The sequence below is a fragment of the Pseudomonas cedrina subsp. cedrina genome (genome assembly GCF_001983175.1).
Classification (GTDB): domain Bacteria; phylum Pseudomonadota; class Gammaproteobacteria; order Pseudomonadales; family Pseudomonadaceae; genus Aquipseudomonas; species Aquipseudomonas cedrina.
In genome coordinates, this window is sequence record NZ_MNPW01000034.1 from 1 (window position 1) to 3,361 (window position 3,361).

The window sequence follows — 3,361 nt, forward strand, 5'->3', positions numbered from 1 at the left end:
TTGATTTCTAGTCTTTGATTAGATCGTTCTTTAAAAATTTGGGTATGTGATAGAAAGATAGACTGAACGTTACTTTCACTGGTAACGGCTCAGGCTAAGGTAAAATTTGTGAGTTCTCTTAAACGAGAAATTCGAATTTTCGGCGAATGTTGTCTTCACAGTATAACCAGATTGCTTGGGGTTATATGGTCAAGTGAAGAAGCGCATACGGTGGATGCCTTGGCAGTCAGAGGCGATGAAAGACGTGGTAGCCTGCGAAAAGCTTCGGGGAGTCGGCAAACAGACTTTGATCCGGAGATGTCTGAATGGGGGAACCCAGCCATCATAAGATGGTTACCTTACACTGAATACATAGGTGTATGGAGCGAACCAGGGGAACTGAAACATCTAAGTACCCTGAGGAAAAGAAATCAACCGAGATTCCCTTAGTAGTGGCGAGCGAACGGGGACTAGCCCTTAAGTGGCTTTGAGATTAGCGGAACGCTCTGGAAAGTGCGGCCATAGTGGGTGATAGCCCTGTACGCGAAAATCTCTTAGTCATGAAATCGAGTAGGACGGAGCACGAGAAACTTTGTCTGAATATGGGGGGACCATCCTCCAAGGCTAAATACTACTGACTGACCGATAGTGAACTAGTACCGTGAGGGAAAGGCGAAAAGAACCCCGGAGAGGGGAGTGAAATAGATCCTGAAACCGTATGCGTACAAGCAGTGGGAGCCCACTTTGTTGGGTGACTGCGTACCTTTTGTATAATGGGTCAGCGACTTATTTTCAGTGGCGAGCTTAACCGAATAGGGGAGGCGTAGCGAAAGCGAGTCTTAATAGGGCGTCTAGTCGCTGGGAATAGACCCGAAACCGGGCGATCTATCCATGGGCAGGTTGAAGGTTGGGTAACACTAACTGGAGGACCGAACCGACTACCGTTGAAAAGTTAGCGGATGACCTGTGGATCGGAGTGAAAGGCTAATCAAGCTCGGAGATAGCTGGTTCTCCTCGAAAGCTATTTAGGTAGCGCCTCATGTATCACTGTAGGGGGTAGAGCACTGTTTCGGCTAGGGGGTCATCCCGACTTACCAAACCGATGCAAACTCCGAATACCTACAAGTGCCGAGCATGGGAGACACACGGCGGGTGCTAACGTCCGTCGTGAAAAGGGAAACAACCCAGACCGTCAGCTAAGGTCCCAAAGTTATGGTTAAGTGGGAAACGATGTGGGAAGGCTTAGACAGCTAGGAGGTTGGCTTAGAAGCAGCCACCCTTTAAAGAAAGCGTAATAGCTCACTAGTCGAGTCGGCCTGCGCGGAAGATGTAACGGGGCTCAAACCATACACCGAAGCTACGGGTATCACGTAAGTGATGCGGTAGAGGAGCGTTCTGTAAGCCTGTGAAGGTGAGTTGAGAAGCTTGCTGGAGGTATCAGAAGTGCGAATGCTGACATGAGTAACGACAATGGGTGTGAAAAACACCCACGCCGAAAGACCAAGGTTTCCTGCGCAACGTTAATCGACGCAGGGTTAGTCGGTCCCTAAGGCGAGGCTGAAAAGCGTAGTCGATGGAAAACAGGTTAATATTCCTGTACTTCTGGTTATTGCGATGGAGGGACGGAGAAGGCTAGGCCAGCTTGGCGTTGGTTGTCCAAGTTTAAGGTGGTAGGCTGAGATCTTAGGTAAATCCGGGATCTTAAGGCCGAGAGCTGATGACGAGTCGTCTTTTAGACGACGAAGTGGTTGATGCCATGCTTCCAAGAAAAGCTTCTAAGCTTCAGGTAACCAGGAACCGTACCCCAAACCGACACAGGTGGTTGGGTAGAGAATACCAAGGCGCTTGAGAGAACTCGGGTGAAGGAACTAGGCAAAATGGCACCGTAACTTCGGGAGAAGGTGCGCCGGTGAGGGTGAAGGACTTGCTCCGTAAGCTCATGCCGGTCGAAGATACCAGGCCGCTGCGACTGTTTATTAAAAACACAGCACTCTGCAAACACGAAAGTGGACGTATAGGGTGTGACGCCTGCCCGGTGCCGGAAGGTTAATTGATGGGGTTAGCTAACGCGAAGCTCTTGATCGAAGCCCCGGTAAACGGCGGCCGTAACTATAACGGTCCTAAGGTAGCGAAATTCCTTGTCGGGTAAGTTCCGACCTGCACGAATGGCGTAACGATGGCGGCGCTGTCTCCACCCGAGACTCAGTGAAATTGAAATCGCTGTGAAGATGCAGTGTATCCGCGGCTAGACGGAAAGACCCCGTGAACCTTTACTATAGCTTTGCACTGGACTTTGAATTTGCTTGTGTAGGATAGGTGGGAGGCTTTGAAGCGTGGACGCCAGTTCGCGTGGAGCCAACCTTGAAATACCACCCTGGCAACTTTGAGGTTCTAACTCAGGTCCGTTATCCGGATCGAGGACAGTGTATGGTGGGTAGTTTGACTGGGGCGGTCTCCTCCTAAAGAGTAACGGAGGAGTACGAAGGTGCGCTCAGACCGGTCGGAAATCGGTCGTAGAGTATAAAGGCAAAAGCGCGCTTGACTGCGAGACAGACACGTCGAGCAGGTACGAAAGTAGGTCTTAGTGATCCGGTGGTTCTGTATGGAAGGGCCATCGCTCAACGGATAAAAGGTACTCCGGGGATAACAGGCTGATACCGCCCAAGAGTTCATATCGACGGCGGTGTTTGGCACCTCGATGTCGGCTCATCACATCCTGGGGCTGAAGCCGGTCCCAAGGGTATGGCTGTTCGCCATTTAAAGTGGTACGCGAGCTGGGTTTAGAACGTCGTGAGACAGTTCGGTCCCTATCTGCCGTGGACGTTTGAGATTTGAGAGGGGCTGCTCCTAGTACGAGAGGACCGGAGTGGACGAACCTCTGGTGTTCCGGTTGTCACGCCAGTGGCATTGCCGGGTAGCTATGTTCGGAATAGATAACCGCTGAAAGCATCTAAGCGGGAAACTAGCCTCAAGATGAGATCTCACTGGAACCTTGAGTTCCCTGAAGGGCCGTCGAAGACTACGACGTTGATAGGTTGGGTGTGTAAGCGCTGTGAGGCGTTGAGCTAACCAATACTAATTGCCCGTGAGGCTTGACCATATAACACCCAAGCAATTTGACTTCTCTAACGAGCATCAGATTGCGGTGTGTGAAGACGAGATGAACCGAAAGTTCGACGCTCACAAAACACCGACAGCTGTCACATACCCAATTTGCTGAAGCGAGGCCATCTGGTCACGACTCAGTACCCGAATTTCTTGACGACCATAGAGCATTGGAACCACCTGATCCCATCCCGAACTCAGTAGTGAAACGATGCATCGCCGATGGTAGTGTGGGGTTTCCCCATGTGAGAGTAGGTCATCGTCAAGATTAAATTCC

At 50.8% G+C, this 3,361-nt stretch carries 2 rRNA genes; both read left to right on the plus strand.

Annotated features, from left to right (window positions below):
• The first annotated feature begins 187 nt into the window (after positions 1-187).
• A 23S ribosomal RNA gene (locus tag BLL36_RS29830) occupies positions 188-3,079 on the plus strand.
• A 157-nt stretch (positions 3,080-3,236) separates the two neighbouring features.
• Positions 3,237-3,352: ribosomal RNA gene (rrf, locus tag BLL36_RS29835) — 5S ribosomal RNA — on the plus strand.
• Positions 3,353-3,361: the final 9 nt, after the last annotated feature.